This is a genomic window from Amphritea sp. GJ51-11 (genome assembly GCF_055808735.1).
In genome coordinates, this window is sequence record NZ_CM147881.1 from 3,943,448 (window position 1) to 3,969,816 (window position 26,369).

The 26,369-nt window shown below is 49.7% G+C and carries 24 protein-coding genes; 7 read left to right on the forward strand and 17 right to left on the reverse strand.

Annotation, left to right across the window (positions count from 1 at the left end; genetic code table 11):
* Window positions 1-137: 137 nt before the first annotated feature.
* Window positions 138-1,271: an NAD(P)/FAD-dependent oxidoreductase gene (locus tag AC0L4K_RS17795; RefSeq protein ID WP_473267420.1), complete on the forward strand. Its 1,134-nt coding sequence runs from the start codon at window positions 138-140 to the stop codon at window positions 1,269-1,271.
* Window positions 1,272-1,433: 162 nt separating this feature from the next.
* Here the strand turns inward: AC0L4K_RS17795 and AC0L4K_RS17800 are convergent, their stop codons facing one another.
* Entirely contained in the window at window positions 1,434-1,643 is a 210-nt protein-coding gene (locus tag AC0L4K_RS17800; protein WP_473267421.1) for a protein NO VEIN domain-containing protein, read from the reverse strand.
* Window positions 1,644-1,946: 303 nt separating this feature from the next.
* Between AC0L4K_RS17800 and AC0L4K_RS17805 the strand changes: the two genes are divergently transcribed.
* The gene (locus AC0L4K_RS17805) at window positions 1,947-4,094 is read left to right on the forward strand and encodes a methyl-accepting chemotaxis protein (RefSeq protein WP_473267422.1); all 2,148 of its coding nucleotides are present in this window, start codon (window positions 1,947-1,949) and stop codon (window positions 4,092-4,094) included.
* A gap of 55 nt (window positions 4,095-4,149) precedes the next feature.
* Here the strand turns inward: AC0L4K_RS17805 and AC0L4K_RS17810 are convergent, their stop codons facing one another.
* From AC0L4K_RS17810 to AC0L4K_RS17860, 11 genes are all read right to left on the reverse strand, one after another.
* Complete coding sequence (locus AC0L4K_RS17810) at window positions 4,150-4,671, reverse strand: c-type cytochrome (RefSeq protein ID WP_473267423.1); 522 nt, start codon at window positions 4,669-4,671, stop codon at window positions 4,150-4,152.
* 123 nt (window positions 4,672-4,794) lie between these two features.
* Window positions 4,795-5,940 (reverse strand): GNAT family N-acetyltransferase/peptidase C39 family protein, encoded by a 1,146-nt coding sequence (locus tag AC0L4K_RS17815; protein ID WP_473267424.1) that lies wholly within the window; start codon window positions 5,938-5,940, stop codon window positions 4,795-4,797.
* A 3-nt stretch (window positions 5,941-5,943) separates the two neighbouring features.
* Entirely contained in the window at window positions 5,944-7,383 is a 1,440-nt protein-coding gene (locus AC0L4K_RS17820) for a RimK family protein (RefSeq protein ID WP_473267425.1), read from the reverse strand.
* Between the two features lie 164 nt (window positions 7,384-7,547).
* Window positions 7,548-8,753, reverse strand: coding sequence for an acetylornithine transaminase (locus tag AC0L4K_RS17825; RefSeq protein ID WP_473267426.1), 1,206 nt, complete (start codon window positions 8,751-8,753; stop codon window positions 7,548-7,550).
* Between the two features lie 299 nt (window positions 8,754-9,052).
* Complete coding sequence (locus tag AC0L4K_RS17830; protein ID WP_473267427.1) at window positions 9,053-10,492, reverse strand: class II fumarate hydratase; 1,440 nt, start codon at window positions 10,490-10,492, stop codon at window positions 9,053-9,055.
* An 80-nt stretch (window positions 10,493-10,572) separates the two neighbouring features.
* Window positions 10,573-11,712 (reverse strand): flavohemoglobin expression-modulating QEGLA motif protein, encoded by a 1,140-nt coding sequence (locus AC0L4K_RS17835; protein WP_473267428.1) that lies wholly within the window; start codon window positions 11,710-11,712, stop codon window positions 10,573-10,575.
* Window positions 11,712-12,227, reverse strand: coding sequence for an MgtC/SapB family protein (locus AC0L4K_RS17840; protein ID WP_473267429.1), 516 nt, complete (start codon window positions 12,225-12,227; stop codon window positions 11,712-11,714). Before AC0L4K_RS17840 ends, AC0L4K_RS17835 begins: the two co-directional genes overlap by 1 nt.
* Before the next feature lie 5 nt (window positions 12,228-12,232).
* Window positions 12,233-14,491 carry a phosphoenolpyruvate--protein phosphotransferase gene (ptsP, locus tag AC0L4K_RS17845; RefSeq protein WP_417226573.1) on the reverse strand — a complete coding sequence of 753 codons (2,259 nt, stop codon included), beginning with the start codon at window positions 14,489-14,491 and terminating at the stop codon, window positions 12,233-12,235.
* A gap of 150 nt (window positions 14,492-14,641) precedes the next feature.
* Entirely contained in the window at window positions 14,642-16,162 is a 1,521-nt protein-coding gene (locus AC0L4K_RS17850) for a glycosyltransferase family 39 protein (RefSeq protein ID WP_473267430.1), read from the reverse strand.
* Window positions 16,163-16,324: 162 nt separating this feature from the next.
* Entirely contained in the window at window positions 16,325-16,957 is a 633-nt protein-coding gene (locus AC0L4K_RS17855; RefSeq protein ID WP_473267431.1) for a 2OG-Fe(II) oxygenase, read from the reverse strand.
* A 148-nt stretch (window positions 16,958-17,105) separates the two neighbouring features.
* On the reverse strand, window positions 17,106-17,573 hold the full coding sequence (locus AC0L4K_RS17860; RefSeq protein WP_417226567.1) for a hypothetical protein: 468 nt from the start codon (window positions 17,571-17,573) through the stop codon (window positions 17,106-17,108).
* Window positions 17,574-17,873: 300 nt separating this feature from the next.
* Here AC0L4K_RS17860 and AC0L4K_RS17865 point away from each other — a divergent pair, with 300 nt between their 5' ends.
* On the forward strand, window positions 17,874-18,077 hold the full coding sequence (locus AC0L4K_RS17865) for a hypothetical protein (RefSeq protein ID WP_473267432.1): 204 nt from the start codon (window positions 17,874-17,876) through the stop codon (window positions 18,075-18,077).
* A 161-nt stretch (window positions 18,078-18,238) separates the two neighbouring features.
* A complete protein-coding gene (locus AC0L4K_RS17870; protein ID WP_417226563.1) occupies window positions 18,239-18,544 on the forward strand; it encodes a c-type cytochrome in 306 nt (101 codons plus the stop codon).
* A 113-nt stretch (window positions 18,545-18,657) separates the two neighbouring features.
* On the opposite strand, the gene AC0L4K_RS17875 is transcribed toward AC0L4K_RS17870, so the two are convergent.
* Both AC0L4K_RS17875 and pomA read right to left on the reverse strand, forming a co-directional pair.
* A complete protein-coding gene (locus AC0L4K_RS17875; RefSeq protein WP_473267433.1) occupies window positions 18,658-19,590 on the reverse strand; it encodes a flagellar motor protein MotB in 933 nt (310 codons plus the stop codon).
* 34 nt (window positions 19,591-19,624) lie between these two features.
* Window positions 19,625-20,389 carry a flagellar motor protein PomA gene (gene pomA / locus AC0L4K_RS17880; protein WP_417226560.1) on the reverse strand — a complete coding sequence of 255 codons (765 nt, stop codon included), beginning with the start codon at window positions 20,387-20,389 and terminating at the stop codon, window positions 19,625-19,627.
* 225 nt (window positions 20,390-20,614) lie between these two features.
* Here pomA and AC0L4K_RS17885 point away from each other — a divergent pair, with 225 nt between their 5' ends.
* From AC0L4K_RS17885 to dxs, 3 genes are read left to right on the forward strand one after another with little or no spacing between them, the layout of a single operon-like run.
* On the forward strand, window positions 20,615-20,854 hold the full coding sequence (locus AC0L4K_RS17885; RefSeq protein WP_215952165.1) for an exodeoxyribonuclease VII small subunit: 240 nt from the start codon (window positions 20,615-20,617) through the stop codon (window positions 20,852-20,854).
* Between the two features lie 4 nt (window positions 20,855-20,858).
* The gene (locus AC0L4K_RS17890) at window positions 20,859-21,740 is read left to right on the forward strand and encodes a polyprenyl synthetase family protein (RefSeq protein ID WP_473267434.1); all 882 of its coding nucleotides are present in this window, start codon (window positions 20,859-20,861) and stop codon (window positions 21,738-21,740) included.
* Between the two features lie 5 nt (window positions 21,741-21,745).
* Entirely contained in the window at window positions 21,746-23,539 is a 1,794-nt protein-coding gene (dxs, locus tag AC0L4K_RS17895; protein WP_417226610.1) for a 1-deoxy-D-xylulose-5-phosphate synthase, read from the forward strand.
* Window positions 23,540-23,618: 79 nt separating this feature from the next.
* Here the strand turns inward: dxs and ribA are convergent, their stop codons facing one another.
* From ribA to AC0L4K_RS17910, 3 genes are all read right to left on the reverse strand, one after another.
* A complete protein-coding gene (gene ribA, locus AC0L4K_RS17900) occupies window positions 23,619-24,251 on the reverse strand; it encodes a GTP cyclohydrolase II (protein WP_473267435.1) in 633 nt (210 codons plus the stop codon).
* Window positions 24,252-24,361: 110 nt separating this feature from the next.
* On the reverse strand, window positions 24,362-25,708 hold the full coding sequence (locus AC0L4K_RS17905) for an ATP-binding protein (protein WP_417226554.1): 1,347 nt from the start codon (window positions 25,706-25,708) through the stop codon (window positions 24,362-24,364).
* Window positions 25,705-26,367, reverse strand: coding sequence for a response regulator transcription factor (locus tag AC0L4K_RS17910; RefSeq protein ID WP_417226552.1), 663 nt, complete (start codon window positions 26,365-26,367; stop codon window positions 25,705-25,707). The genes AC0L4K_RS17905 and AC0L4K_RS17910 overlap by 4 nt, the downstream gene beginning before the upstream one ends.
* Window positions 26,368-26,369 lie beyond the last annotated feature (2 nt).

A 26,369-nucleotide genomic window follows, 5' to 3' on the forward strand; every position in this document is an offset into this window, starting at 1 on the left:
CCGCCCTATTGCACTAGTTCATATCTCGCAAGCTAAGACCATTGTTTAACCCCTCTGCATTGACTCTGTGTACTTTTTGACCTTATATTAGATATATCTAATAAATATAAAACTGACAGTTTCTCTGGAGACAATGTATGGCACATATCATTATTCTCGGTGCGGGTCTTGGCGGTGTTCCCATGGCCTATGAAATGAAAGATCTCGCAGGGCCAGACGATACAATAACCGTTGTGAGCGATAAAGATTACTATCATTTCGTACCGTCTAATCCATGGATTGCGGTCAACTGGCGTAAGCGTTCAGATATCACCGCTGCCCTAGCGCCACCGCTAACCAAGCGCGGTATTAAGTTGGTCGTTAACGCCGCCAAACGTGTCCATCCCGAGAGCAACGAATTAGAGCTTAGCGACGGCTCCAAACTGTCATATGATCATCTGATTATCGCCACCGGCCCCAAATTAGCCTTCGACGAAATCGAAGGTCTCGGCCCGCAAGGTTTCACCGCCTCTGTTTGCCATATCGACCATGCCGAAAAAGCCTGTGATCAATGGATGGCATTAGCCGAAGAACCCGCCCCCATTGTGGTCGGCGCCGTTCAGGGTGCCAGTTGTTTCGGCCCGGCCTATGAAACCGCCTTTGTCATGGATGCCGACCTGCGCAAACGAAAAATCCGTGATCAGGTTCCCATGACCTTCGTCACCTCAGAACCCTATATCGGGCACCTTGGCCTAGATGGCGTGGGGGACAGCAAAACCATGCTCGAAAGCGAGCTACGTAAACACCATATCGACTGGATCTGTAACGCTAAGATCGACCGTATTGAAGATGGCCTCATGCACGTTATCGAGTGCGACGAACAGGGCGAAGAAAAACAGCGTCATCAACTACCCTTTGGCTATTCAATGATGCTGCCCGCCTTTACAGGTATCGACGCCGTGCGAGATATTGACGGTTTGGTCAACCCTCGCGGCTTTATTATTATCGACAAGCACCAACGTAATCCCGCCTATCCCAATATTTGGGGCATCGGTGTGGCCGTTGCGATTGCACCGAAAAAGCCCACTCCCGTCCCTACCGGCGTGCCCAAAACCGGCTTTATGATTGAGAGTATGGTGACCGCCACCGCCCGCAATATCCGCGCAACCTTGGATAACCAGCCGCTTGAAAATGAAGCTAGTTGGAACGCCATCTGCCTAGCGGATATGGGTGATAATGGCATCGCCTTTGTCGCCATGCCGCAGATCCCCCCAGAAACGTCAACTGGATGAAATCTGGAAAATGGGTTCATCTGGCCAAAGTCGGCTTCGAGAAATACTTTATGCACAAAGTCCGATCTGGCGTTAGCGAGCCCGTTTTTGAGAAATTCATTATGAAAACGCTAAGAATTGACAAGCTAAAGCACGAGCGTCACAACCCTTAATAGCTAGAGGTCACTGGGCCTGAGGCGAACTAACCCTTGCAATATAGGCCGATGGCCGAAGATCGCATAGCTGCTCTAAACAGCCCTGTAAGGTAAATACGCGAGGAGCATCTCTAAACCGGAATACCCGATACAAGTGATAGCGCGTTGCATGTTGCTGCGACAAACGAAGCTCATTCGGTGTGATATAAAAAAGTGTGCTTGGCTGTTTTGACTTCAATTAAGCGATCAGAACCATCTTCCCCTGAGAAGCGAATATCAGAAAGTCATTCTGATATTCGCAAAACAGCGTTATTAACGGCTGCTCATGATGTATCCCATGCGTTTCATAAGCCTATAAAACAATCAGCACCAAAATGGAGCAAATCAACCTTACCTCCATCAACCTTCGCACCAAAACAAACCATTCAATTTATCCGGAAGATTGTTTCCACACGCAGCCGCCCTTTTTGCTATGACGGCATAATAATTGCTTAAAATATCTCATATATTTTTTATACACTGTCTGAGGGTAGTCGTCGTCATGGCTCAGCTTAAAAGTAGTTCAATGAACCTCAGCGCGCAGGAAAGAAAGTGGCTTAACTGGTTTGGCAGCACCGGTAAATTAGCGATGTATAAATCCTGCTTTCTAAACCGTCATACCTATTCATCGGTGGAACAAACTTTTGAAGGCATTGCCGCCACTCGGGTGAAAATTCTCAACCAGTGGGTCGAGCATCAATGGGATCAGTTAGCCTTTATCGCTGAACATCTGGCACCAACCCTTGCCAATATCGATCTGTCTTGGCTCAATCAGCGCCTGTCATCGAGCCGTGATTTTTCTGAGCTGTTTGTTATCGACTTGCAAGGCAAGGTAATCAGTTCGACCCATAGCGCTCATATCGGAGCCTCCGATCTTATCCACGCCGCTTGGTCTGAAGGAGTTAAAAAACCGTTTCTGCACGGCCCTTACACCGACTCTCTAACCTTAGATATCGGCGCCTCTAGCTCTAACTTCCACGATGAAGTTACCCTGATGTTCTATCAGCCCATCGAGCAAAATGGCGAGTCTATCGGGGCTATTTGTGCCCGCGTCCCGAACGATGTGCTCGGCGACCTAATCCAACGGGAAGCCGGCCATATCTATCCGGAATCCGGTGACAACTATATTTTTATGGTCGATTCTCATTTCGACCGAAGTATTCAGCAGGGCACCGCGTTATCCCGCTCCCGCTTTGAAGATGATACTTTTTCCCACGGCGAAAATTTAAAAAGCGGTGTCCACACTCGCTGGGGCACGGTCAGCGTCAGACGCCATACCGAGCTAGAGTTACGCTTTACCGATCCCGCCACCGGCCAACTCCATCCGGGTGTGCGCGAAACCATTCGCAACGGTGACAATCTATTTATCACCTACCCGGGTTATTCTGATTACCGCCACATTCCGGTGATCGGCAAGGGAGTCACCTTTCAACTAAAAGGCTCACCCGACCGCTGGGGCATGATGTGTGAGGGTGATTTAGAGGAGGTCTATCGTCGTCGTTCTATCAACCTTAGTTTAATGAAAGGCTTTGGCTTTACCGCCGCGGCGATTCTGGGTATTAACAGTGCCCTGCACACCTTCACCGAGCTGCCGCAATATGCGATTGATGTTTTGTCGCTGCTGCTATTGCTGGTAACCACTCTGATGTTTCCTAAACTCAGCACCAACCGGCTAGCATCGCGACTCGATGGTATGACCGAGGTTATTCGCACCATTGCTGAGGGTGAGGGCAACTTACGACAACGTATCGCGCCCCACCAGCTAGTCGCTGATGAGACCGGTGATATGGCACGCTGGATTAATAGCTTTATTGATAGCCTCGATGGCATCGTCGGCCAAGTAATCACGTCCAGTAGCCATGTGAAACAGACCAACCAAGCGATGCTTGATACCAATAAAGAGGCCTACCAAGTGTCGGCGGAGGTAAGTGACGCGATTCAAGAAATATTGGTACTGCTCGAAGAACAACTGACTGAGATTAGTCAGGCCTCAACCACGGCAGAATCCCTCAAAGAGGCGATGGACAGTGTCGTTTCAGAGGCACGCCAACAATTTGAATCGGTGCGGGCAGGCACCGAAGATATCCGTAATATTGTTGAAACATCGGCAACCAAGGTTAATTCACTGAATAGCCGCACTGTCGAAGTCGGAAACATTATCGGTGTGATTAGTGATATCACCAACCAAACTAATTTATTGGCCCTCAATGCGGCTATCGAGGCCGCCCGAGCCGGTGAACATGGCCGGGGCTTTTCGGTGGTCGCTGAAGAGGTACGTGGCTTGGCCCACCGCACCGCCGCCTCGGCGAATGAGATTCAGCAGATGATCGAAGGGATTCAGCAAGAAACTCAAAGCGCCGTGGATTTTATGGAATCGGGGGTGCAGGATGTTGATCGCAGTTTAAGAAAGACCGAACAAGCCTCGAGTGAAAACACCCGACTGCACAATCTCGTGGAACATATGTTCCTAGCCATCAAACAGTTAGATGAGAACAGTCAGCGCCACGGTGATGCTGCTCGGCGGGTGGGTGTCTCAGCAGAACAGATGAATGGCTCGATTGGTACGCTACAAGAACGCTCCACCTCGGTGAAAAACACCGCCCATAAGCTCAATCAATTGGTCAGTGTGTTCCAAGTCAGTGCACACTAAAGTGCAACTCAAACAACCCCCGTTGCAGCAAGCTATTGCAACAGGGTTGATGCGTTTAATCCTCTTCGCGATAACGATCATGGCAGGATGAACAATTATCAACCAGCATCTTGAACACCGCATGAGAGGACATCTGCCCTAGGATTTGCGGATCTTCCATCCCCTGTTCAGACAGATTCGCTGATGCCATGTTGTTACCGATCTGATTATCGGCGGCGAGATACAACCCTTCAGCTATGCGAGTCTGGCGCTCGGCCAAGGTTTTAAAACGCTGCCACTCATCCCAGATCAGTGGTTTAGCTTCCGAGTGCCTCGATAGACTTCCTTCGGGAAACAGCGCTGTAATAGCATCACCCGAGTGAATTTTAATCGTCTCAGCCGCCTTACGGATGGTGTCTGCGTTATAGTCGCGTCTACCCTTAAAAATAGCCCCTGCCGCTTTCACCGAGTCTTTCATCTCTTCCATCGAATCCATGCGCTGCTTCACTATGCCCGTGGCACCGCCATGGGCCAGCACCTGCTGTGTCGTAAGCGCGGCAAATGCCATAAGGCAGATGGATAAGATTATTTTTTTCATGGCTCTATGCCTTCCTTTATCAATCAAAACTCGACCGTCGACAATGCCGACCAGCAAACAAAATAGTGGTGAGTATAAAGGTTTAAGTCCTATCAATGCCAATCGAATCAAGGCCTCACAGCCTTAATCCGTGCGTCGTTTAATCGCCACCGCGGTTCTCAGCCGACCACTACCAAAGGCAGACATCTTATCAAAATCCTGACGGGTGATAGGTAGGTATTGGCTGTCGATGGCTAATTGGCTAAGTTCACCGGCATCAGGGTCATGCACATAGAAACAGCGTTCATCAATACCGGTCACCGCGACCCAATGGGGTGCCTTCTTACCATCGAGCCTAAAGGTGCTGATCAACACAATCACGGCATAGTCCGCCTGCAACCAGTCAGAGATCCGCTGCGGCCCCACTTCATCATAGATCACATCGATATGCGCATCGTTAGCCGCTTTTTCGACAAACTGCTGATGCACCACTTCCATAACCTCTTTCTTATGCGCCGAACGAACACCGTCAACAAACAGTGGCGCTTCGGTATTCATAAACACTTCAGCACTGAAGCCCCGCTGGCTTGCGGCTAAAGCCAATCCCAACGGATGACAACCGCCGTGTCCGGTCGTCATAAACACGGTTGTCGCTTCTCGCCAGATATCCAGTTCTTCCTGCTGATCCACCAGCCGTGTCTCATCGAGACTGGCCATCGCCATCATCAGCGCCGCTGGGCCACAGGTAAAATGGGTGGTTTGCTGATACCAGGGTGTTAAACGCTGGGTTTTATCAACACTGAGGTACTGAATTGTTTTCTGCATCCGCAGGGCATCGGTGTGATCTTCGTAATAATCATGATATTCACCGAACACTCGATAACCCCGGCGGCGATACAACTCCATGGCCGCTTGATTCGACTTAGCCACCTCTAGCCGCATAAACAGATAACCCCGTTCAGCCGCTCGCGCCTCTAACTCACCCACCAGCCGCGTCGCAATGCCCAAGCCTCGTTCATGGGCTAGCAACGCAAGGGAGTATAGACGCGCCAAGCGGGTGCCTTTATGGCACCAAACTAGCCCGTAACCCACCACTTTCTGCTTTACTAAGGCCACGATCAAGACCCCATGCGGGGCTTTAATCCAATGGCGCAAGCTACGTCGATGCAGGCGGTCGCCAACAAAACAATCATTCTCGATCTGTTCCAAGCGATCTAAATCATCGAGATTAGCCAGACGAAACAAGACCGCTGTTGCCTCTATTGCGGGCACTGCCGCTATTATCGTCATCGCTTAACGGCCCCGTAATTCAAAGCGCCGCAGAAACTCATGCATCACCTGCATATACAGTTCTTCCCCTAAGTAAAGATCTTCCACACCGCTATCAAGGCTAGGGTTATCGTTAACCTCAATAACATAAGCACAATCATTCACCTCTTTAATATCAATACCGTACAGGCCATCACCCACTACAGCAGCAGCTTTTAACGCAGCATCCAACACCGTCCGCGGCACTTCAAAGGTTGCCAGGGTATCGAAGCCACCGGAGAAATTACGCTTCGATCCGTGGTTATAAATCTGCCAATGGTTGCGCGCCATATAATACCGACAAGCATAGATTGCCCGGCCATTTAGCACCCCAATGCGCCAGTCATAATCGGTAAACATATACTCCTGCGCGAGCAATAGTGCAGACTCTTGGAACAGCTGATCCAACAAGGTTTTCAATTCATCACGGTTGCCAGCTTTAAACACCCCCTTGGAGAATGAACCCTCCGGCAATTTAAGCACCAGTGGATAGCCAAACGCCGTTTCAAGACCGTTTAGAGTCGCCTCATTCGCATCGGTAATAAACTGCGTTTTCAGGCTCGGAACCTGTTTGTAATTAAAGGCATCATGCAGATACACCTTATTACAGCACCGCAGTATCGAGCTGGGATCATCCAATACCACTAGGCCGTTTTCCTCCGCTTCGCAGGCTAAACGATAGGTATGATGATCGATCGCCGTGGTTTCACGGATAAACAGACCATCAAAACGATTCAGATGGCTTAACTCATCCGCCGTGACCGTTTGCGCTCGAATACCAAACTTTTCTGCCGCTTTAACAAACCGGGAGATCGCCCGCTTATCGCTGGGGGGAACCTTCTCCTGTGGATCCACCAAAATCGCTAGATCCCAGCGATACTTTTTACCCGGGCCTTTTTTGTGCCAGCTGATACGGGCATAGTCATCCATCACCCGTAATGCAAAGTTAAGCTGCTCAGGGGTCAGCGAAGTCAGGGAGCAACGACTCAAGTGAATACCGTTGCCCGCATCACTCACATCACAAGTCATTTGCAGCAACGGTGCCGGAAACTGCTGAAAAGCGTGGCGGGCGATTTTTTTAAACCGTTCATCGGCGATTTCCCCCATACAGATTAGCTGTGTGCCCAGTGCTGCCAATTCACCATCGTACAATGAATGACTTATCCACAGCGGAGCATCACCACGACTTCGCAATGCATTGATCACCTTAACGCTGGGCAACACCTGATGTTGACGAGCTTCGGCCAATAAAGAGCAGTAATAGCCCTTACTCAGATAGCGCTCGGTATCACAAAGGTTAATGATGCGGATTTTGGGTTCGCCCCGTTTAGGGTAGTCCCGCAAATAGGTTTCAAAGGTTAGAGTGTTGGATGGCAAACCGGATAACGAAACGTCATCATCTACCACAAAAAGCGTTTTATACATCTGTCAGTCCAAAAGTTTAGGGTGATGCTTGAGCACATCATTAACTGACGGTTTGGGCACCCCACATTCACAGGGTTGTTAAGTCGTTTTGATTCGCGTATTTCAGAATCGATTTGTATGCGCGTTACGATAGTTGACCGACAACGCGCAGATCCAAAGCGCAGTTACTGCGCAAATTTTTTAAGGTGAGCCAGCACTTCGGCTAATATCGCAATGCCCTCATCCACCTCTTTTTCAGTCAATGTCAGCGCCGGCATAAAGCGCAGTGAATCTTCCCGGGGTGCGTTCAATAACAGGCCGGCGTCTCTGGCTAATTCCACTATTTTTGACGCACTAAACGCGCCGGTGTTAATGGCCAACAACAGCCCCTTACCTCGCGTAGCCCCCAACCCAAAGTCGCTTGCTAGCACCGCCAACTGTTCGCAGAAATAGTCGCTAACCCGCGTAACCTGAGTTAAAAAGTCAGCCGCCAAGACCTCCTGCAAAACCGCACCCGATACGGCACACATCAATGGGTTACCGTTATACGTACCACCCTGATCGCCATAATCAAAACAACTAACTGCTTCATCGATCACCATGGCGGCAATCGGCACACCACCACCCAAGCCTTTACCCAGGGTCATAATATGTGGTTCAGCCTGGTACTGCTGATAGGCAAACAGACTACCGGTACGGCCAATGCCGGTTTGTACTTCATCGACAATCAATAACACATTATGCTGTTTGCACAGCGCATCGAGACCAGCAACAAATTCAGCATCAGCCGGAATCACCCCCGCCTCGCCCTGAATCAGCTCTAACATAATAGCCACGGTTTGCTCATCAATAGCCGCTTCAGTGGCAGCTAAATCATTATAGGCAATCTTGGTAAAACCACTGACTTTCGGCTCAAATAAAGGGCCGAAGGCCTCTTTGCCGGTGGCCGACATGGTAGCCAATGTCCGGCCATGGAAACTATGGTCGAAGGTAATGATTTTATAGGCGCCTTGTTTGTGTTTTTGGCCCCACTTGCGAGCCAATTTAATCGCCCCTTCATTGGCCTCTGCACCGCTATTGGTGAAAAACACCTGATCAAACCTTGAGTTGTCACACAACAACTCGGCCAGCGCCAACATCGGCTGATTATAAAAAGCCGGGCTCGGGTTAATCAGTTGTGCCGATTGCTTGATCAATGCCTGCTGCATCACCTCAGCACTGTGGCCTAACGTATTCACCGCCCAACCCTGTATCCAGTCAAGATAGCGTTTACCATGTTGATCAAACAGATAGTGACCTTCGCCGCGCATAAAGCAGAGTTCCGGCCGTGGGGTAATGGGAATAAGGTAGTGCTGCTTCTCTGACCATCCATCTGCAGATGAACTGTTCATCTAGGTATTCCTTTTCAATCATTTATTTAAGACAAAAAAAACCGCAGGGGTTACCTGCGGCTTGTTTAGAATTTCGTGGGCTTAGACGGTTATCGTCGTCGGCCTTCAACACCCCAACAGACACAGGTAATCGATACACGGCGTCGCAATGTATTGAGGTAGTCGGTGACTGATATCTGTGTGTTGCTCTGTGATTTCATCATTCTGCGAGTATCGGACTAATTATGTTTGCGGTCAATACTATTTTGGGGATTTTTTAACCTATTCTTGCAACGCTGTCATCGACAAACACCGCAGCTTTATTTAGCCATCGGCATGGTTAACTGATCCTTTAAGACACTCTGCATCAAGGCGGTAAAGTCCGCTTGAGGGTAATACCCTAAGGTTTCCGCCGCAACAGCCAGTGAACAGCTATCCTGATGTGCCTGATGCACAATCGCCGAAGCAACATCATAGCCAAGCTGTGGGGCCAGCAGTGTAATGACCGACAGGTTATCCGCCATGTGCTGTTCAATCTGTTCCCTATTTAACGCTAACCCCGCTATACAGTTGTCGGCAAAGGAAACCATCGCGTCAGTTAGCAATTGCAGGCTTTCCATCAGGTTATGAATAATCACCGGGCGGTAAGTATTCAACTGTAGCTGCCCCTGCGAGGCCGCCATTGAAACGGTCAAGTCATTACCGAAGACCTGCAAACACACCATACTCAGCGCTTCGCACTGAGTTGGATTAACCTTACCGGGCATAATCGAACTACCGGGTTCGTTGGCAGGCAGTTGCCACTCATTGAAGCCACATCGAGGGCCGCTACCTAATAGGCGCACGTCATTAGCCAGTTTCAGTAGCGCCGCAGCTAACTGCTTTAATCCAGCGCTAAAACGTAACGAAGCATCTTCGCCGGACACCGCCGCATAGCGATTTTCATGAGCACTGAAGGGCCAACCGTACTGTTGTGCCAGCACCTTGGCGACCTGCTCGCCAAACTTAGCCGGGGCATTACTGCCTGATCCCACGGCAGTGCCGCCTATCGCCAATTTATAAATAACGCTAAGGCTATCATTCACCGCGTCTCGTGCTTCTGTCAGTTGGGTAATATAGGCAGATAACATTGCGCCGATCGTCAGCGGCAACGCATCCATCATATGGGTACGGCCTACGGCGTAAACAGCAATAAATTCTGTTTGTTTTTCTTGCAAGCGCTCGATCAGGTGATCGATGGCAGGTAGCAATTGATGATGACTCTGCTGCGCCACTACCAGATGCATCCCACTGGGAAACACATCATTAGATGACTGTGACATATTGACGTGATCATTGGGATGAACCGCCTCGCCGGCCGGTTTATCCGTGCTCGCTTGAAAACGGTTTGCCAGGGTGCAGATCACCTCATTGACGTTCATATTGGTCTGAGTGCCGGAGCCGGTTTGCCAAACGCTTAGCGGAAACTGATCTCGATGCTCGCCTTGCAATAAGGTATCACAGGCTTGAATAATAGCCTCATAGTGCCCCATCGACAAACGCCCTTCGCGATGATTCACCTCGGCGCAAGCACGCTTTATCGCCACCAGCGCGATTATAAAGTCCGTCTCAAAACATTGTTTACCAATATTAAAATTGATCAGTGAACGCTGCGTCTGTGTGCCCCAAAGCGCTCCTTTATCGACCACGACTGGGGCGAAATGATCCTTGGCTTGCCCCTGTTGATGGCTATCCTTGCTATTTTTACGCTTGCTTTTCATAGTCTCGCCTCAGTTTGTTAGCCACACGCTAAATCGCAGTTTGCTAACGCTTTAACTATAGGCTAGACGAGCCCGTTTCTCTATTTAATCGCATGGGTAATAAACTGTTGAATAGCATCATTTTCGACCGGATTGGAGATCGCCGGACTGATCAATTTAGGCTTAATCAGATAGCCCTTATCGATAAGGCGAGTAACCAGTGACAATTGGGCAATCGACACCTTACCGCTCAATAGATTGCTAAAATCTTCACGGGTTTCATAGGCGTTGAGCATCTGGTGCAACCCTTGCAGATAGAGATAGTCTTTAGTCAGGCCGCCACCTCGATAGACCCGCGCAGTGATAGTGAAGGCTTGCTCATCGGCAACATGGTGTTGCTCTTTTAGTAACAGGAAGGTTTTTTTAAAGTCGTTCTCTTCAATCATCGACTCAACCGCCAGTACCCGTAGCGCCAACACTTTCAAACGGGGCAGCGTCATGAAACCAGCCAGATATTCGCTCAGAATTGCCAGCCCTTCTTGGGTCATGGTATTGACCGGGCAACCCATCGCCAACACTCGCAGGGGCTGACTGCGCGCATTGAGTGTCGTCACCAGATGCACGCCTAGCTCATGATGCGCTAAGGCATTAACCTCGGTAGACGAGATCAATGCCGAACTATTCACCTTAACTGTGGTGCCCGACACCAGTGCATTAGCGATCAGGCTATCGTCCAGTTTAATCTGATATTGATAGCTTTCCCGCTGCGCGAACGCTTCAAGGTTGGCCACAATATCCGCCGCACCGAGCAGCCTATCGCTGCTCTCTTCCGTATCAGGCAAGTGCAGTATGAAGTTGGCATTGCGACTATCTTTCTCACTCGGTTCACCGTAATAACGCAACGAATCATAGAGAAAGTCTGGCGTGCCGATCGATTTATATTGATCGATTTTATCCACATAGGATTCAATAACACTGCTGTAGAGCGTGAATAGATCTTCGTCGCCCAACTTATCTACCGGTAAATTAAATAGATCCCGCTTCAGCCGGAATGAATCGATTGGCCTCGTTGCGTAACTAAAATTTGGGCTTTGGGAAAAATTAGAGGCAAAAAAAGCCAGCTTCTCTTGGCGAAAATTCTGCGGTGATACCGCATCAAGAATATTGATCCCCTTAATCTGTTCAAACAGGGCGGTATCTAAGGTTTGTATCCGAGCCATCTCTACTGTATCGACACTCATTATTTGATCCTTGCTGAACGCGCTGACGAGGCGTCGACTTTACGGTGAACTCCGCGGGTAAGCATGGTCAGCCGGGCTTCAAGCAGCTCGACCCCGGTCAAAATAATCACCACGAGAAATGACAACTTCACTGCCGGTAAGCGATACCCCAAACCAATCAGCACCCCTAAAGCCGCCAACATCCAGATAGTCGCCGCCGATGTTACGCCGATGACCTCGCCATGCCGGGCAAGCATCACACCCGCACCAAGAAAACCAATACCGGTAATCACCTGCCCGATAATCCGGGTTGGGTCTATCGTTTCGCCTTGCAGCAAAAAAGCGCTGGCAAGAAACAAGTAAGTGCCCACGACAATTAACGCCGAAGTACGAATACCGACCGGTTTGCCGCGAATCTGACATTCACAACCAATCAGGGCACCACAACCAATGGCGGTGCCAATAGAGCCCCACTCAAACGGTTCAATACGCACTAGCGCATACAGGATTTGCAGCCATTCTGATTGGATATCCATCACCGTTATCGTTGCCCGATGTCATTGAACAACAACTGCTTCGAGGCTAAAAACTGCTGCCCCAACTGTCGAATAGCGGTAGCATTATCCTGCTGTAACACCTGCGCCAATAGCTCTTGCGCTTCAGTTTGAGAAATCTCTCGAACGATCCATTTAATCAACGGAATTTTTGCCGCACTCATGCTCAACTGTTTAATGCCCATCCCCAGCAATAACACCACCGCCACGGGATCGGATGCCATCTCACCACAGACACTGACCGGCAAGTTCAACTGTTTAGATGTGGTGGCGATCCGCATCAGCTCATGTAAAACAGAGGGGTGCAAAGGATCATACCATTTACCCACCAGCGGACTATTACGATCCAGAGCCAGCAGGTATTGACTCAAATCGTTAGTGCCAATGGAGATGAAATCCAGTTTTTTACGCCAGAATGGCAGTAATGCTATACAGCTAGGCACCTCGACCATAATCCCAATCTTCGGTAAACAGACCGGCACACCTTCATCCACCAGCTGCTGATGAACCTCATGAAGTACCGCCAAGCACTGATCTAACTGTTCGGTTGAAGCGATCATCGGCAACATCAGATGGACCTGCGGGTTGCCAGCGGCAGCGGTTAAAATAGCCCGAAGTTGAGTGATCAACAGGGGTAAGTTATCCAGTGTATAGCGAATGCCACGCCAACCCAGTGCCGGGTTATCCTCTTTCACCACCGGCAGATAAGACAGCGGCTTATCGGCACCGATATCTAATGTCCGGAAATACACCGGCTTATCCTTATAGTGGCTAATCAGGTTGCGATAGATAATCTCCTGATCATCTTCCGATGGCAGGCTCGAACGGATCATAAACGGCACTTCGGTACGGAACAGACCAATCCCTTCTGCACCATATCGCAAGCCGGGCAACACATCTGCTTGTAAGCCCGAGTTCGCCAACAAAGTAATTCGAACACCATCGGTGGTCACTGCGGGTAACTGACTGTCCGCCTGTAAGCGCGTTTCCAGTGTGCGTCTTTCGAACAGTGTGCGCTGATACTCTTTGAGCGTGCTCGGGCTCGGGGAACAGATCACCTGCCCAGCATCACCATCGACAACCAGTTGATCTCCGGTCAACACCGGCACTTCCCCGATCCCCATGACCGCAGGGATACCTAAAGCATTGGCAAAAACGGCAATATGCGATAGTGAACCGCCGGCAAAACAGACAATACCGGCTAACTGTTCGGTGGTCAGGTTAACGATATCCGACACACTAATATGATCACCCACCAAAATCAGTGGTTCATTACCGGCGGGCATCTCCGGTTCAGCGGTTTTCTGCCAGATCTGATACAGCTTAGCGCCTAACTGCTGTATATCCTCATGCCGTTCGCGCAGATAGGGGTCTTCCATCGCCTTAAACTTATCAGAAAAGAACCCAACCGATTGTTTAAGTGCCCAAGGTAGCTGAAATCCCGCCGCTATCTCGTCGAAGATCCGCTGTTCAAACGTAACATCTTGCAAAAGCATCTGATAGGCGTCGAGCACCGAAGCGAGGCCTTCGCCTAGGGTATCCTTAATCGTATTGCGTTCGTCCTGAAGTTGCTTAACAGCTTCAGCTTTGACACTCGCCCAACGGCTATATTCCAACTCGGCATTCGAGGCTTTTAGCTTTTGAATATCGGCAAGCCTTGGTAACTTGCGCATAAAAGCACGGCCGATAGCGACGCCCTGAGCACCACTGATACCGGGATAATGCTTCGCTTTAGAACGGCCAGGAAACACCTCTTTCGGATAGGTGGCCAGCAACATCGCCAGATGGGTCGCTAGGGTTGAAAGTAACGCCACATAATCAGAGGGCAACACTTCGGCACGACGGCTTTGTACCACCAAGACACCGTACACTTGGGCACGGTAAACCAACGGCACACCGCAATAACTATGAAAACGTTCCTCTTTAGATTGGGCGACGAAATAATATTCAGGATGCTCGTGAGGCTCTTTAATATTGATAACACTTTGCAGCTGCATCACGTGACCAACCAAGCCTTGCTTAGCCGGGATAACCACCGAATGCTTACGCACCAAGCCGTGACTGGCGACCAACCGCATACTCTCATCCCGCTGTTTGAGATAGAGACTGCAGACATCGACCAACAGCGTTTCACTGATCGCATCAACAATATGTTGAATCTGCGCCTCGATAGTATTCGCTTTCGCTGCTGATTGAATAATTTGAGTGAGTTTGACTAATGCACTCTCACTAGAATCCTGATTCATAACTCCCGCCTTGATGCTGTCACCGACTCTAATTCGACACCCAAGCTAGCCCACACCTAGATAGCATCATCAGACCGACTAAAATGAGCACAGTTAATGCTGTGCTATAAGCTAAAAAATACGTCTCTCATCTCGGTAAGCTAACGTGGCTTAATTTACCTCGATATTGCAGGTCGCTTCCGAGCTAAACAAGAAGTAACCGATACGATGTTCGCCACGCTCAGTATACTGATAGGGCGCACTGACATAATGCTGTTTTGCTGCGCCGACAACAATCCCTTGATGACGAAGATAAGCCGCCAGCGAGGTGGGCATCTGTTCATCTTGCTTCACATGCCAAGCGATCAAGCACTGCCCCAGGTCCTCTGCGGGTCGATTATCCGCAATGAAAAATTCGGTTTTAGGGCTTAATAAGCGCGCATCATCGAAGTAGAGGCCGATGTTCGCCACGGTTAAATTGCTATCACCAATGATAGTGCCGCCGTTAAATCCTTGCTCTCTGAGTTGCTCGGCGATATCAGCCGAAGGGTACTGCATGCGGTTCACATTGCGCTGCATATAGGGCGCCAGCCAAAACTGACTAAAACGCAACACAATAACGGTAACGGCGAAAAAGATAATCACCGAACGCAATAACATCTCCCGCCGGGCTGTTACCCCCATGGCATCGGCGCGACTGAGGAAATACAGCGGGAAGATAAACAGTAGCGGCTGAAACCAGCGGCTCTGAAAATGCGTCGCCCCCATCACCATAATCAAAGCAATACATACCAGCAAAGCCGCCAATAAAAAACGTGCCGTAAGTAACCGGTGAATATTCACATTATCAGCGGGTAATGCCCGATAGGCAGACGGAAATAACAAGGTCAACACCAGCCACACAAGGATCAAGAACTCTACGGCACTCTTTATCAGACTCGACAAACCACTGATCACCCCAGCTAGATAATCCGTTTGTTGTCCTTCACCGACCTGATTAGCGATAAAGCCACTAATCTGATCCTGATGCGCCAAAGCCCACAGCAGATGAGGTGTTACAAGTAGCAACCCCAGCACGGCAGATATGAGAATACGTCGATCTAACAATAAACGTCGATAGCCCGGCAATGACACGGCGGCCAACAGGAGACTCAAGGCAAACAGCGCAAAGCTGTATTTCGCCAACATACCACACGCCAACAACACACCCAGAGCCAAATAGCCACCGAGAGAGCGTTGTTGATAAATGCGGATAACCGTATAGAACGTCGCCGCGGCAATCGCAGTGGCCAGTACCGAGTGAGTCAGATCTCGCACGGATTCCCAAGCGATACTGGGTATCAAAAAGAGTGAAAACGTCGCCCACAGGGCGATCCGTGGTTCGCGAATAAGGCAACGTGCCGTAAGCCAAGTAAACAGATAGATGACAAACAGTAATAACGACTTCAACAGGGTCAGTGCAAAGATCCCTTCACCGAAGAGTTGAAAAAACGACCATTGAAGCCAGCTATAAAGCGGCGGCTGAGTGTTATACCCCCAAGCTAACTGCTGCCCTAGAATCAGCTGTTCAGCCTCATCCAGTTCCAGCGTGCCTCCCATCGCCAAACGTATGAGCAAGTGCACCAGCACATAGCCAAGTAGTAACCCGATAAAAAGTCGAAAAGATGATGCGGATTTAACAGAGAGGGACACCGGCAGTCCTTAATCTAAAACCTATCGAAGCCATATGTTATCACTGCGACAGACAAAATCGAGCACTGTTCAGCTTCAAACTAACAATCAATGGTGTGTTATCACCAGCACTCTCCGATGCCTGCCAATACAATGCCTAGGGCTGTGCCGCTATTGCAACGATCAACTATCGGGATCGACCCGATGACTGTTGCCGCTGTTAATACGATACCAGCCGGCAATGCTATAGCGATCGGCTTGGGCTGGCAGAACCTCATGGGGAAATTCTTCACTAAGAAACACCACCAAAGTGCCGAATTCTGGCAGCACTTGCAACAACGGTTCGTTACCTTCGTCGGGATAGACCAGCAGCTCACCGCCATCCTCAATCCGCCAATCCGGATTAAGATAAGCGATCACCGTGAGCACGCGATTTTGCTGCCCGCGGAAAGCATCCCGGTGAACCTTATAAAAATCACCAGCCTGATAATGAGCATAATGACTTTCAAACGAGAACAAGCCTAAAAACAACCGTCGATTAATCGCTTGCTGTAGCTCCCCAGTCCACGCTAACCACTCACGCCCTGGTTCAGTGCTGTTATCAATCCAGCAGATTTCATCACGACGGATCGTTTCGGCTTTAATGTGAGCGTCCTGACGGCCAATACCCGCTCGACTAAAGCGGTCTTTAGGTAACGCCCTAACTTCTGCCGCTAGCGCCTGACACAGCGGCTCAGGTAGCGCATGACTAAGCACTGAATACCCTTGCTGATAGATCTCTTCAGCAATCTGTTCGAACAGCTCGTTGGCTGACATGACCGGTTCCCTATTTAACACATCATTAGATGTGTGCATTTGACCGAAAAAAAGAACGCAGGCAATCACTATCGACCATCAAACAGCAGTCAAATCACAGACCATAAAAAAGGCCGCAATAGCGACCCCGGTATCAAAATGCGAACTCTCAGCTTCGCCGATCAGCCGGGCTACCGTGACGCTCATTACGTGAAAACGACGGCGTAACATCGGTACTACGCACATAGCCAACCACACAGCGCTCAGGATCGACAACGTCACTCAACACATCTTTCCATTTAACGGAGTTAAGCAGTACATGGGAAGAATCACTAAATTCCAGCCAACCATTCTCAACCATCGCTTTCACTTTACGGCGCACTGTTTCATAGGGAATACCGGTAGCGATACTGATAGAGTGGTTATTACACGAAAAGCCTGCGACTTGCTGACTATCTTCCGCCTCTTCACGCTGACGTAGTGCCCAGAGTGAGATCACATTAAAAATAATGGCCGATTTAATATCACCATCAAAGACTCGATAACAACGAATCAAAAAGTCAGTTGAAAAAGACACAAATCCCAGCTTTTGAGCTAATTCATCAGCATCATAACTGGCACGCAAACTAGTCGGCATAGCCTCTCCTGTATATGTATTTTTTGTTTGAACAGAACCACCCGGGTTCAAAGTCGCCTTACCCATTTTTGCCTCCTCACTGTATTTTTGCGTGAAACATTCATTTCACATTCAATTTACCTAATCAGAGGCAAAAGCAAACAGACATCTCATTTTGAGTAATAAATAGAACATATACTATTCTGTCCCCAAACGACAACAAAAAACCTGATATTACCCAGAATTAACGGCCTGAGAAATATTTTTGTCATAATCCTCCGCCATACTCCTTTAAGTTAAGTACAAAAAAGGATTTAAACAATGTCAATGAACACAACTGAACATCAAATCGGCCAATTACTTCGGGATGGCCATAGTCCAGATCAAATCAAAATGATGATTGATCTACCTTCTGAACAGATAATGAACCATTACAACAGCTATATTAAACTGCGTAAAACACAGCAATTAAAAGCTTCAAGTCAGCATAACCAAGCCGCTTACGCGATGAGCCTACGCCCTTAAATAGCGGCGTTATTACTATCTCCCTCTTTATTGATTCAGCTTCGATTCAGACCTTTTGAGGTATTTACTTTGGTATAGTCAAACGCATACACTGCGATGACTAAAATTCCGGGTCGGTTAAACGACAGCTATTAACGGATACTAAAAAAGGTGAAGGTGATATGAAAAAGACAATGATTCTGGCAGTCACTGCCATGCTAATGACCCCTGTTGCAGCGATGGCTGAACGTGATGGTGCAACGCTATATAACACTAAGTGCATGGCTTGCCACATGACCGGTGCCGCAGGCGCACCCATCGTTGGTAAAGCTGATCAATGGGCTCCTCGTGCCGCCAAAGGTATTGACGCACTGCTTGTTAGTGCAACCAATGGCCTGAATGCAATGCCACCTAAAGGCACTTGCATGGATTGTACTGAAGGCGAACTGAAAGGCGCTATCCAGTACATGATCGACCATTCTAAGTAATCGCTAAAGCACCGATTCCAAAGATAAAAAAACCGGCGCCTTAGCCGGTTTTTTTCGCCTTATCTATAGTCAAATATTGATCAACCATTATACCAACAGTGCACGTCAGCCCATCAAAATACATCCTGCGGCTCTAGTGGCCCAAAGTCCTGATCATCCGCCCCTTGGGTTTGTAGCTTTTCAAGTTGCTCAGGATCATCGCCTTTCTGAATAATGATCTCAACCCGACGGTTCATACTGCGGTTTTCAGCGGTATTATTCGGTGCCAAGGGTTTAGTATCAGCATAACCAATAATGGTGAAGCGCGACTGGTCAATACGCGGATCAGCAAACAGCTCATGTCCAACCGCCAGTGCCCGCGCCGTTGATAGTCCCCAGTTAGATTCATACATTCCCCCGGAGACCGGGATATTATCGCTGTGCCCTTCAATCGCGACTTTACCACCGACATTTAGCAACACATCACGGATCTTGGCAATCACCGGGATATAGGCAAACTTAAGCTCCGCAGAGCCCGAATCAAATGAGCCTTTCTCTTTCACCCGGATAACAATCTTACGACCGTCAGTATCGATCTCCACACTACCCTGGCCGATCTCTTGGCGTAGCGCAGCGGCAAACTCAACCGCTTCTTTTTTTGCCTGCGCTTCAGCCTGAGCTTCCATCTGCTCTAACATCTGCTGCAGCTGATTGGCAGTTTCACCCTCAAGCTTCTCTTGAACCTCAGACTCACCCTCTTTGGTTCTAACATCCAGTGTTTGCAGATCGTTATTAAGCGTCATCTGCCGCACTTCGTTGAGCGGCGTAGGCTCTGGTCGCCCCGGACTAAACTCTTGAGCAATAATACTGGTGCCCTTGGGAATATCTTCTACTTTAACCTGATTTTGCACCCCAAATGCTTCACGCATAGAGCCCGCTAACTGTTTGAATTTAAGTACATCCATCTCGGAAAATGACAGTAGCAGTACGAAAAAACACATCAACAGTGACATTAGGTCGGCGAAAGTCGCCAACCAACCCGGTAAACCGACGGGACAGGGGGGCATTCGAGTTCTTCATCGCTCATCCGTGTATACCCCTTTAGCCTTGTTCAGCGGCTACGGCACGCTTAGATTCCGGCAGGTAGTTACGCAGCATCTGCTCAATAACCCGAGGGTTCTGACCCGCCTGAATCGCCAGCAAACCATCGATAATCAACGCCTGATTAAGCGCTTCTTCATCTTTACGAATAGACAGTTTATCGGCAATCGGCAAAGCAATCATGGTGGCAATCATCGCGCCGTATAGCGTGGTCAGCAGCGCCACCGCCATCGCCGGACCGATCGATTTAGGGTCAGACATATTCGACAGCATCTGTACCAGACCCACGAGAGTCCCGATCATGCCCATCGCCGGCGCCACATCGCCCATCGAGCTAAATACGCTAATGCCGGTCTGATGACGATCGTTGGTGAGTTTCATCTCTTTATTTAACAGCGTTTTTACGATATCTGGATCATGCCCGTCTACCAATAACTGAATGCCACGCTGCATAAAATCACTACTCACCTCTTTATCTTCGAGGGAAAGCAGACCACCTTTACGTGCCGCATCAGCCAAATCAACCGTTTCAGCGATAATATCTTCTGGACTGACGGACTTAAACAGAAACGCCTTCGCCGCGATTTTACCCACCCCGAGAAACTGCCCCAAGGTGAACTTCATCAGCACCACTAACAGCATGCCTCCGATAACGATGAGTAACGACGGTACGTTGAAAAAGACACCAGGATCACCACCCAGTACCATGGCGGCAATAACAATGCCTAATGAGCCAATTAACCCAACCAGTGTTGCTAAATCCACACAAATCCCCTTCGTGTATCGACATGCCAGCGCCTAAAAGGCCTGACCAATCTCACGTTATCGCCCGTATAGCGGTAAAACTTTAACCGGATAATAGCAAAATTTTAACCGGGTTCCCCTATATCACCCTGTTTAGAGTACAATTTATTCGCTTGATTGACCCTGACCGGCCTGTCCGGTAACTTGTCGCCTTTAAAACGGCTCCAATCCCCGACGGTATGCTCTATGTGCGCAAAGAAAAAAACACCCGATTTTGAAACATCGCTGGCAGAATTAGAATCCATGGTTAACCAGCTGGAGCAGGGCGAACTATCGCTAGAGCAATCGCTGCAAACCTTTGAACAGGGCGTGCGCCTTACCCGCGACTGTCAGACTATTCTCGCCGATGCGGAACAAAAGGTGCAGATGCTAATTCAGCAGAACGGGGAGTTAAAAGAAGCGCCCTTTATCCTGCCAGAGGAATAAGCCGATGGATGCTAAGCCTTTGTTGCAGCAGTACCAGCATCGGGTAGAGCAACACCTGAACACGGTTTTAAACCACTCAAGTGATGCTGATAAAGTGCGTCAGGCGATGCAATATTCACTGTTTAATGGTGGTAAGCGGGTGCGTCCCGTGCTGGTCTATATGGCCAACCAACTACTTGATGGCTCGTTAGCACAGGCCGACGCAGCAGCCTGCGCCATCGAATGTATCCACAGCTACTCACTGGTACACGATGACCTACCGGCGATGGATGATGACGAGCTACGCCGCGGCAAACCCACTTGCCATATCGCCTTCGATGAAGCCACCGCGATTCTTGCTGGGGATGGTTTGCAGGCTCTAGCCTTCCAGCTCCTAGCCGCCGACAACAGTTTACCCGCAGAAATCAACCTGCGTATGCTGCAAATACTCGCCCGCGACAGTGGCTATCAGGGCATGGTGGGCGGTCAGTCGATCGACCTCGATAACGAAGGCAAGCAAATTAGTATTGCACAGCTCGAGCTGATGCATCGCCATAAAACCGGTGCACTAATCAATGCCAGTATCGAAATGGGCGCGTTATCCAGCACCCACGCCACCCCCGCCGACCTGCAAGCCCTGAATAGCTATTCCCGCGCGATCGGGCTGGCATTTCAGGTGAAAGACGATATTCTCGATATAGAAAGCAATACCGAAACACTGGGTAAACCCCAAGGCTCTGACCTGCTGCATGAGAAGTCTACCTACCCTGCTCTCTTGGGTATGGCCGGCGCCAAGCAGAAACTCACCCATCTTAATGAACAGGCCCACGCCAGTATCGACTATTTTAAAGATGCAGCTGCGCCGCTTCACTGGCTCGCTGACTACATTGTTGAGCGCCAGTATTGATCACTATGTTTTATGCCCTACCGGTGAACCGTCCGGACACCCCGCTGCTAGACAGCCTTAACTCACCTGCGCAGCTGCGACGACTGACGGCGGAACAACTGCCGATAGTGGCCGAACAGCTGCGCGCCTTTTTGCTATTTGCGGTCGGCCAGACGGGGGGGCATTTTGGTGCCGGATTAGGAGTTACCGAACTCACTATCGCGTTGCACTATCTACTCGACACCCCCAATGATCATCTAATTTGGGATGTTGGTCACCAGAGTTATCCCCATAAAATCCTCACCGGGCGCCGGGAAGCACTGCTAAGCATCCGTCAGAAAGATGGCTTAGCGCCATTTCCTCGTATCAAGGAAAGTCCCTACGATAGCTTTGGCACTGGCCACTCAAGCACCTCCATCAGCGCCGCTCTCGGGATGGCTCTCGCTGATCGACTACAGGGGTTGCCTCATAAGACCGTTGCCGTTATCGGCGATGGCGCGATGACCGCCGGTATGGCCTTTGAAGCGCTTAACCATGCCGCCCACACCCATGCCGATCTATTGGTGATTCTGAATGATAACGACATGTCGATCTCGCGTAATGAAGGCGGGCTGGCAACCTATCTGGCGAAAAATCTGAAGGATAAAATGGCCGCTACTTCAGCATCCCTTTTTGAAGCCTTAAATTTTCATTATAACGGCCCGATAGATGGCCATGATTTCAACCAGCTACTGCCTGCGTTGCAACACTCGCTAAACACCCCCGGGCCCCAGTTTCTCCACATCACCACGATTAAAGGTAAAGGCTTTGCGCCAGCCGAAAAAGATCCGGTTGGCTATCATGCCATCACCAAAATCGAGCCGCTCACCCAAACTAAAGCAGGCACACCTAGCCCGGCAGCGAAAAAAACCAATTACGCCAACATCTTTGGCCGCTGGATCTGCGATTTAGCTGAACAGGATAGCCGTACCGTAGCGATTACGCCGGCGATGAGTGAAGGCTCGGATCTGATTGAATTTTCGCAGCGTTTCAGCGACCGTTTCTTTGATGTCGCCATTGCGGAGCAACATGCCGTAACACTGGCCGCTGGTATGGCTTATCGGAAGATGAAACCAGTCGTGGCGATCTATTCCACCTTTTTACAGCGTGGCTATGATCAGTTCATTCACGATGTCGCCATCCAGGATCTAGATGTGCTGCTGGCAGTGGATCGGGCGGGACTGGTTGGCGAAGATGGCGCAACCCATGCGGGCTGCTTCGATATTAGCTACCTGCGCTGTATTCCCGGCATGGTCATCATGACCCCAGCAGATGAACAAGAGCTGTGCAACCTGTTACAAACAGGCTATGAGCATCTAGGACCCGCGGCGGTTCGTTATCCGCGTGGAAAAGGCCCTGGCCACAGTGTAACGACCTCAGCCAGCGTGCCGTTAGGTAAGGCCCGACTGCTACGCCAAGGCGAACAAGGAGTGATCTTAAACTTCGGCCCGTTGCTGCCCGCCGCTACTGACGCGGCAAAACAGCTCAACCTATCACTGGTGGATATGCGCTTTGTTAAGCCCCTCGATCAGGCGCTGATCGATCAACTGGTATTAACTCATCCACTGCTGATTACCCTTGAAGATCATGTCGTGGCAGGAGGCGCCGGAGCGGCCGTCGGTGAGTATCTACATGCGCAGCTATACAGCAACCAGCTACTCAGTCTTGGCATCCCTGATCGCTGGATCGAACATGCCACTCGCGCAGAACAACTGACCGAATGTGGCTTAGACAGCCAAGGCATTGTCGCTGCCATTAAGCCATATCTACCGCTACCCTAATCGCTGCCTGCCTTCAGGCTCAGTTCGCCCATCATACGATTGGGACATAAAAAAAACCGGCTTCAATAGCCGGTTTCTTTTATTCTTTTGATTCTTTGCCAGAACCGTCATCTTGAAAGTGATGTTCACTCATCAGATGACCAAGCTTACCCATCTTGGTTGCTAAGTAATGTTCATTATGGCGATTTTTACCCACCTGCAACGGCACACGGGCTGCGACTTTCAGGCCATACTCTTCTAAGGCCTTCACCTTACGAGGGTTGTTAGTCATCAACTTAACGCTATCGACACCCAAGTGCGCGAGCATCTTTTCACACATACTGTAATCGCGCATATCAGCGGCAAAGCCCAGTTTCTCATTGGCTTCCACCGTGTCGGCGCCACCATCTTGCAGGTGATATGCTTTAATCTTGTTGAGCAGCCCGATACCTCGGCCTTCCTGACGCAGGTAGAGCAATACACCGCAACCTTCTTCGGTGATCCGTTTCATCGCTTCTTGCAGCTGAAAACCGCAATCACAACGCAATGAGAACAGTGCATCCCCGGTCAAACACTCGGAATGGATACGTGCCAATACCGGCTCTCCGGTACTTAGGTCACCAAAGGTCAGTGCCACATGCTCTTTCCCCGAAGCTAGGTCTTCAAACCCAACCATTGTAAAAACCCCCCAAGGGGTCGGCAGCTTAGACGATGCGACATACTTGACTGACACTAAGGTATTCCTTCGAAAAAATAAGGCGGCTATTTTAGCAGTGATACGGCGTTGGACATACCCCTGTAATGGGGGCAATCACAGATTATTAAAGGTGTAGGGGGTTAATATTACGCTTGCAGCTGAAGATTTACCTGTCGCGGTAGCATTACCTGAACCTCAAGACCACCTAACTGCGCGGAAGAACCAAGCGTAAAACGCCCCTGATACTGACGCACAATCTCACTGATAATGCTCATACCCAGACCATGGCCACTGGTCGACTCATCAAGACGTTCCCCACGGTTCATCAGCTGTTCACGCTTATCGGCAGCGATGCCTGGGCCATCATCTTCCACCACTAATTCGAGACAATGATCATCCATATGGGCTTTGATACGAATCTGACTGGTCGCCCATTTACTGGCGTTATCCAATAGATTACCCATTAATTCGACCAAATCATCCCGCTCGCCGGGAAAATAGCTTTTAGCACTGATATCGAGTTCAAACACCAACGCCTTCTCTCGATAGATCGCTTTGAGCGTGCGGGTGAGTTTTTCCAGCTCCTCACCAATATAGATTCGCTGCCCCGGCAAAGCAGCTCCGGCAATTCGCGCCCGGGTCAATTCACGCTCGATCATCTCCCGCAGGCGCTGCGATTGCTCTTTAATGCTCGAACCTTCTGCAACGCCCTCTTCGAGTAAGGTGTCTATATGGCGATCAATGACCGTCAGAGGGGTTTTAGCCGCGTGGGCCAGATTACCGACAGCATTACGAGAACGCTGCAGACGCAGCTCCATATTCTGTACCAGATAGTTAATCTCGGTGACCAACGGTTCAATTTCGGTGGTATTACTGGGTGACAATTGCCGAATATCACCGGTTTTCAAGCGCAGGATATCCTCCTTAACCTCGGTCAGCGACGCTAACCCTCGGCGAATAATAAAGATCTGCAGCGCCAACAATATAATTAAGCCAACAATACCGAGCCCGGCCAGCAACCAGCCCAGCTGAGCCAATGATTCCTCAATACGACTGATATCTTCCGCGAGTATCACCTGTATCTCACGGCCCTGCTTCATAAAAGTTTTAGCATATACCAGAGTAGGTTTATCGTTCTGCTGAATCAGGCGTATATTTTCCTGACCAATATCGAGCCCGGCTTTGGTGGGGATTTGGCCGTCCCAAAGAGAGCGGGAAAAAAACCACTTACCATCAACGGATACTTGAAAGTAATGCCCAGACATCGGCTGTTGATACACTGACGAGGTGTTATCAGCATTGATGCGCCAACCATCACCAATATCCATCTCAACTGCACGCAGCACCGTATAGGCATCGCTGGACAAACGGTTAGCTACAAAATCGTAGGCCATCTGCCGTAGAAACCAACTTTGCCCCACCCAAAACAGGGTAAACAGAATTAGCGTGACCGCAATAAAATTGATATTGAGGCGGGACTGAATCGATTTCAACGGGCGACTCCAAAAACATACCCCTGACCTCGTTTGGTCGAAATCATTTCATGGCCAATTTTCTTACGCAGCATTTTGATATAGGCCTCAACCACATTACTGTCGTTCTCGGCACAATCGTCATACATATGCTCGACCAACTGCAGTTTCGATAACACTCGGCCGGGGTTATGCATCATATAACGCAGTAGGCGGTACTCAGTGCCGGTCAACGCCACTTCAGCACCATCCCTTATGACGGACTGAGTATTCTCATCCAAGGTCAGCCCTGAGGCTTCCAACTGCGAGGTAATCTGTTGATTGGCGCGACGCAACAAGGCGGTCATCCGCGCCAGCAATTCTTCAGTATGAAACGGCTTAGGCAGATAGTCATCCGCCCCAGCATCGAACCCATCGACCCGTTCTTGCCATGCACTGCGTGCGGTTAACACCAACACGGGAATATTATTCTTCTCAGCGCGCCAATGGCGTAACACCTCAAGCCCTGAGCGATCCGGTAAACCTAGATCGAGAATAACCAGATCATAGATATCCTCTTTGCCCATCGTTTCACCGTCGACACCGTTAACGGCCAGATCCACCGCATAACCATGTTTACTCAATGAGCTTTTCAGTTCAGGCCCGAGCGCCGCATCATCTTCAACTAACAAAATACGCATCG

Excerpts from the sequence above, each read along its gene's own strand:
- AC0L4K_RS17865 (WP_473267432.1), top strand. The coding sequence starts at position 17,874 with ATGTCAATGAACACAACTGAACATCAAATCGGCCAATTACTTCGGGAT.
- dxs (WP_417226610.1), top strand. The coding sequence starts at position 21,746 with ATGTTTTATGCCCTACCGGTGAACCGTCCGGACACCCCGCTGCTAGAC.
- AC0L4K_RS17855 (WP_473267431.1), bottom strand. The coding sequence starts at position 16,957 with ATGTCAGCCAACGAGCTGTTCGAACAGATTGCTGAAGAGATCTATCAG.
- AC0L4K_RS17860 (WP_417226567.1), bottom strand. The coding sequence starts at position 17,573 with ATGCCGACTAGTTTGCGTGCCAGTTATGATGCTGATGAATTAGCTCAA.
- AC0L4K_RS17805 (WP_473267422.1), top strand. The coding sequence starts at position 1,947 with ATGGCTCAGCTTAAAAGTAGTTCAATGAACCTCAGCGCGCAGGAAAGA.
- AC0L4K_RS17875 (WP_473267433.1), bottom strand. The coding sequence starts at position 19,590 with ATGCCCCCCTGTCCCGTCGGTTTACCGGGTTGGTTGGCGACTTTCGCC.
- AC0L4K_RS17890 (WP_473267434.1), top strand. The coding sequence starts at position 20,859 with ATGGATGCTAAGCCTTTGTTGCAGCAGTACCAGCATCGGGTAGAGCAA.
- AC0L4K_RS17810 (WP_473267423.1), bottom strand. The coding sequence starts at position 4,671 with ATGAAAAAAATAATCTTATCCATCTGCCTTATGGCATTTGCCGCGCTT.
- ptsP (WP_417226573.1), bottom strand. The coding sequence starts at position 14,491 with ATGAATCAGGATTCTAGTGAGAGTGCATTAGTCAAACTCACTCAAATT.
- AC0L4K_RS17815 (WP_473267424.1), bottom strand. The coding sequence starts at position 5,940 with ATGACGATAATAGCGGCAGTGCCCGCAATAGAGGCAACAGCGGTCTTG.
- AC0L4K_RS17885 (WP_215952165.1), top strand. The coding sequence starts at position 20,615 with ATGTGCGCAAAGAAAAAAACACCCGATTTTGAAACATCGCTGGCAGAA.
- AC0L4K_RS17870 (WP_417226563.1), top strand. The coding sequence starts at position 18,239 with ATGAAAAAGACAATGATTCTGGCAGTCACTGCCATGCTAATGACCCCT.
- AC0L4K_RS17835 (WP_473267428.1), bottom strand. The coding sequence starts at position 11,712 with ATGAGTGTCGATACAGTAGAGATGGCTCGGATACAAACCTTAGATACC.
- AC0L4K_RS17840 (WP_473267429.1), bottom strand. The coding sequence starts at position 12,227 with ATGGATATCCAATCAGAATGGCTGCAAATCCTGTATGCGCTAGTGCGT.
- AC0L4K_RS17795 (WP_473267420.1), top strand. The coding sequence starts at position 138 with ATGGCACATATCATTATTCTCGGTGCGGGTCTTGGCGGTGTTCCCATG.
- AC0L4K_RS17820 (WP_473267425.1), bottom strand. The coding sequence starts at position 7,383 with ATGTATAAAACGCTTTTTGTGGTAGATGATGACGTTTCGTTATCCGGT.
- AC0L4K_RS17825 (WP_473267426.1), bottom strand. The coding sequence starts at position 8,753 with ATGAACAGTTCATCTGCAGATGGATGGTCAGAGAAGCAGCACTACCTT.
- AC0L4K_RS17910 (WP_417226552.1), bottom strand. The coding sequence starts at position 26,367 with ATGCGTATTTTGTTAGTTGAAGATGATGCGGCGCTCGGGCCTGAACTG.
- AC0L4K_RS17830 (WP_473267427.1), bottom strand. The coding sequence starts at position 10,492 with ATGAAAAGCAAGCGTAAAAATAGCAAGGATAGCCATCAACAGGGGCAA.